This window comes from Pseudomonas sp. SST3 (assembly GCF_003325755.1).
This window is the reverse complement of the sequence record NZ_QORI02000114.1, coordinates 1-4474: the sequence shown is the minus strand read 5'-3', so window position 1 is coordinate 4474 and position 4474 is coordinate 1. Positions and strand designations below refer to the sequence as shown.

The following is a 4474-nucleotide window of genomic DNA, read 5'->3' as shown; positions in this document are numbered from 1 at the left end:
TGCATAGGTTGTTCCCTGCCTGTCGCCTGTGCAGATTCTGCGAATGAGGAGCAGCAAGGAAGCAAGCGAAGCAAATACTGCTGTGACCCAACAAAGGATTTGATTGATAGCCCATCAGTGTTGATCATCAGTCGCTTAATTAGGATGGAGCAGTTATGACTCAAGCACGGAAGATCTCAGTATTCGTCTTATTGGGGCTCCTCAGCTCCTGCACGATGACAGGACCAAAATTCACGCCACTTGAAAACGTAGATTCTCAGCGTGGTGTTATCTATGTCTACAGGCCCAGTAACTACGATATGGGCCTAATGTCCGCCTTGATTTCCTTGGATGGAAAGCAGGTAGCATCTCTAGAGAACGGTGGCTACGTAGCCGTGCCTGTAGCACCAGGTGAGCACACGATCACTCAGAAATGGAAAGCGGGAATTCTGGGGAACTCCAATCTTGAGAGCGGCACCACCACCACTATGGTTGAAGTGCAAAGCTCGGGTGCCTCTTACGTCAGCCTCACATCCAGCGGCAAGAGAGTGGAGGCACACCGATTCAATGCGGTTGCGGTTGAGCTGAAATGGCAACTGAATCAAGTCTCTGCCGATCAAGCATTGCCCGAGATTTCTCAATGTAGAAAGGTTGAGGCGATCTAGCTCTAATCGGAGCGCAATAAGTAAAGGCAAATTGCAGACAAAGAAAAGCCCGCGATGGGGAGTAGCGGGCTTAAAGGGATGTTCTCTAGGAGCTGTGGTAACCATAAGCGCCCGACTGTGAAAGGGATGTGAAAAGGTTGCGCTCAGTAGGACGTCGCGATTGCCTTGGCGAGTTGCATATCGGACATGAGGGGCGATCTATAGCTCAATCGGTAGTGTCGTGATGCTTGCTCAAACTGTGCACCGCGAATCTCGCCGTCCGAACCGATGAACGCCAGAGCGTCGGTCTTGGCTGACTTGAAAACTTTTGGCGGCTCGGTCGTGAGAGATGTGGTCGCCCCAAATGAAATTGTTTGGCGCGGAAATTGTGAGAAATATCGCGGCAGCGATAGGGTTGGCGCCATCACCTGATAAGGCCTGCGTGCTGACCGATGCCAGTAGGGCGATCGCCAGGGTCTTCCATGAGTCCATGCTTCGTTGCGTCCGTTGCGTTCAGAGGGCGCCACGATAGCAGAGTAGGACGCTTGGCAGAAACAAGAAGCCCGGCGCTGGGCCGGGCTTGGAATCATGCTGCCACAGTTGCTCTAGGGATTTTCGCATCTGGCACAGAGATGCCTTCTTTGAAGAACATTACCTCGTCGCCTACATATCGCGCTTGGGCGGTATAGTGCAGTCCGTAAGTCAGAGCCTCGTTTTGGCTGTACATCTCACAGATTTCTGGTGCGCTATCGTACGAGACTACCCATGGTCTATCAAAGCTGATCGACTGCAGCAATTCAGCAATTTGCAGATGATCATCGTGCTTGTAGAAGTTTCGGTACAGGCCGCGCCCTTTAACGTAGTACGGCGGGTCAAGGTAGATCAGTGATAGCTCTGGCAGAAACGCTGCTGCGCGACTGAGCAAAAGAAAGGCGTCCTCGCAATAAAACTGAAATCCGATCTGCATTTAGTGCGATTCGTTCAAGCCTGGTTGCAATCATCTCCTTGCTGAATCGGGCATCCAATTTGTAGGCGCCAGTCTGAGCCTTGCCCCCGATGACTCCACCCTTGAGGATGCCGGATCGGTTTGTACGGTTCACAAAAAGCGTAGCAAAACCCCTCTCTGCAATGGAGAGCTCAGGGTCCTGGGCAAGCATCACGGAGCGCCAGTGATGCCATTGCTCCATGGTGATTGGCGTGTCCCGGAGCAGTTTTAGGATTCCGTCCGGATCGGTTGTCGCAGCTGACCAGAAGGCGAATACGGCCGGATCGAGATCATTTATGTGAATATGCGATGCATGCCCGTCGAAAAGAAGCTCTAGCGCAACCCCGGCTCCGCCAGCAAACGGCTCCAGATAGTGCCCGTCCGCCAGGCCATTAGCCCGCATCACCTCGGCAATGAAAGGCGCAAAGCGAGCCTTACCGCCAGGGTAGCGTAGGGGGCTGTATAGCTTGTTGGAGTACATCAGATCTCATCCTTTGAGGTGTGCGGGACCTCAGCTTATAGGTCAGCAGTATACTTGGCCAGCCCTCAAATTGAGAGCTTCGCCGTATGAATCGCTGCGTCATGAGGTCCTTCTCAAATTTTTCTACCAAATCTGGATGCTCTGCAAGCCAGTGGTTTACAAGACCCCAGGCTCCAATAATCTCGATTCTTTCGTTCCACCAGCGTTTTGCTGGCTCCCGCTTGGTTATGTCCGTATCGCCTTGAATCAGATGGGCATGGATTTGGTTGCTAGTAATTCCTGCAGCGACCAGCTTTGCCCGCGTTGACGGATAGATCTGGTTGTTGCCCATCAGAATTTTCGCGAACTCATAAATCGTTCTTTCCGGGGAGAAACTGGCGCCGTTGGGTATTTTACCGCCCGGAAGCTTGACGACATTTTTAAGTTTACCATTGCTGCTTTTTACAGTGGCGTCGGCATCAACGACAATGAGTACAGTTTTGAAATGAGGGTCAAAATGTTTGAAGGCCTTGAAGGTTGTTGCAGCCTACACTAATTGGGATTGGTTTAAGGTTAACACCGCATGCTTCTTTTATCGTTTTTTTAAGTTTTGCAGTCAGCAGACATGTTAAGAAAAAATTCGCTTCGGCATCTTCTAAATAAATCTTTAGGTATCTCGGTTTTGCTCGTACTTTATCCGGTGCTTTCGGAGGTATTAAGAGCATATCGTTTCTTACGGTTTCCAGTGACGGATTCGTCATTACCCGAGGCTGAACTGTATCGGTTAAGTAAACTATCGAATCTGGTGATACACCTCGGCCGCCAATGGGGTTGTTTTCTGGGTGAACCGCTTCAATCATGCACAGTGAGTGAGTGGTCGCGACTACTTGGACTCGAAACTTTTTTGCGTACTGCCCTATACTCGCGATCAATCTTTGCTGAGCGTGAGGATGAAAGCCTGCATCTATTTCGTCGATTACTAAGATCCCGCCAGGGTAGTTTCCCCATTCTCTCTGAAGCTTTCTAAATGATGCAAAGGCCGTAGCAATCGAGCTTAAGCTGTCCTGTCCAAGCGAAATGCTTTTAGGGCTATAGCCGTAGGTAGGATGCTTTGCAACTTTATTTGTACCTTGTATTGACTGGGTAGTTATAGATTTTTCCAGTTCGTCAGGTGCTTCAATACCTATTACACTATATACGAAGCTAGCAATAAAGTCGGCATCCGACTCATCAATTGCAGTGTCTAGGACGCTGACTACTAACTCCGGATCGCTTTCCCCAATAGGTATCATCCGTGTCATACCTAAGTACAGCGTAGGAATTGGCACCTTTGCAGCCACGCCTATCTTTATCGCGTGCTCTGGCTGTAGAAAGTCCGAGTTAGATTTATTTCGTGGTACAACACGGGCTTCTAATCTTGTTGTTTTTTTGTCTTTGTTTTCGACTGTTCGCTTAGAAAGAGCGCATCTTTTTTGGAAAAGCTCCCCATTTATATCGTACTCTAATACAGGGCTTGGAAAGCGTCTCTTGTTCTTGATGGTGGAGAAACTCTTTTTCATAGTCAATGTGGATTATTTCATTTAAAAGTCCACGAAACAGTTTTCCGGTGTAACTGCTAAACGTCTTTGAGGTCAAGCCTGAGCCGTTTGCTACTAAGGCCAGAATGGTAGACTTCCCTATTCCGTTGTGGCCTGCGATTAGAGTAATGCGCTCAGCAAATTCAACGGTTAGATTTTTCAACTTCCTAAAAGGGGGCTGCTCTATTTCTAATGACTTAAGCGTGCATTTTTGCATCGTTCTTCCCTGCTTTTCTAATTATTAGCTTGTGGGTGCATGCCATGGTTGGTTTTGAACGATTCAGCCCACCAACGCTTGCGACCTGACCGGAGAGTTTGCCTACGCTCAGTCTTTCTCTACCCAGCTCATCCGTACACAACATAGTACTGGCTCAGCGCCAGCACCTCAAATACAGCCACGAAGATGCAGAGCACAACGAAGCCAAGACTGAATACCCGCTTGCGGCCTGATGAGCCGCCGCTCAGTCCAGCGACGTAGGAGTATCCGGGGAGCATCATAATAAGGAAAGCCAGGCAAGCAATGACCCCAACCTTGCTCCAGAAGCTCTGCTCTCGCCATGAAGTCGATGGCTTTCCAAGGGCGGATGGCATCAGTAAAACTTCTGCAGTGCCTGCACAACGACACCCACGATCCGGCAGTGCTCGTCGACGGCCTCGATCGGGTAGCTCGGGTTCAGCGGCTTGAGGAACAGTCGACCGCCGTCGCTCACCAGCTTCTTGAATGTGGCTTCATTGCTGTCTGGTAGCTTGGCCACGACCAGCTTACCTGGTGCGACCTCGGCCTCAGTGTCCACCAAGATCAGCGTGCCCTCGGTAATGCTCTGGCCGG

At 50.2% G+C, this 4474-nt stretch carries 7 protein-coding genes and 1 pseudogene; 1 reads left to right on the top strand and 7 read right to left on the bottom strand.

Annotated features, from left to right (window positions below):
* The first annotated feature begins 155 nt into the window (after window positions 1-155).
* Complete coding sequence (locus DQ405_RS24620; RefSeq protein ID WP_137204410.1) at window positions 156-644, top strand: DUF2846 domain-containing protein; 489 nt, start codon at window positions 156-158, stop codon at window positions 642-644.
* Between the two features lie 143 nt (window positions 645-787).
* On the opposite strand, the pseudogene DQ405_RS24615 reads toward DQ405_RS24620, so the two are convergent.
* The 7 genes and pseudogenes from DQ405_RS24615 to DQ405_RS24590 all read right to left on the bottom strand — a co-directional run.
* A pseudogene (locus DQ405_RS24615) lies at window positions 788-1115 on the bottom strand (DUF2388 domain-containing protein).
* Window positions 1116-1209: 94 nt separating this feature from the next.
* A complete protein-coding gene (locus tag DQ405_RS28380) occupies window positions 1210-1590 on the bottom strand; it encodes a DNA adenine methylase (RefSeq protein WP_342030460.1) in 381 nt (126 codons plus the stop codon).
* On the bottom strand, window positions 1496-2089 hold the full coding sequence (locus DQ405_RS24610) for a DNA adenine methylase (RefSeq protein ID WP_241730201.1): 594 nt from the start codon (window positions 2087-2089) through the stop codon (window positions 1496-1498). The genes DQ405_RS28380 and DQ405_RS24610 overlap by 95 nt, the downstream gene beginning before the upstream one ends.
* A 491-nt stretch (window positions 2090-2580) precedes the next feature.
* On the bottom strand, window positions 2581-3627 hold the full coding sequence (locus DQ405_RS24605) for an AAA family ATPase (protein WP_241730202.1): 1047 nt from the start codon (window positions 3625-3627) through the stop codon (window positions 2581-2583).
* Window positions 3521-3862, bottom strand: coding sequence for an AAA family ATPase (locus tag DQ405_RS28785; protein WP_168426377.1), 342 nt, complete (start codon window positions 3860-3862; stop codon window positions 3521-3523). The genes DQ405_RS24605 and DQ405_RS28785 overlap by 107 nt, the downstream gene beginning before the upstream one ends.
* A gap of 128 nt (window positions 3863-3990) precedes the next feature.
* Window positions 3991-4236 (bottom strand): hypothetical protein, encoded by a 246-nt coding sequence (locus tag DQ405_RS24595; protein WP_168426376.1) that lies wholly within the window; start codon window positions 4234-4236, stop codon window positions 3991-3993.
* On the bottom strand, window positions 4236-4474 hold a 239-nt coding region (locus DQ405_RS24590), incomplete at its 5' end, for a LexA family protein (RefSeq protein WP_241730200.1). The genes DQ405_RS24590 and DQ405_RS24595, both read right to left, overlap by 1 nt.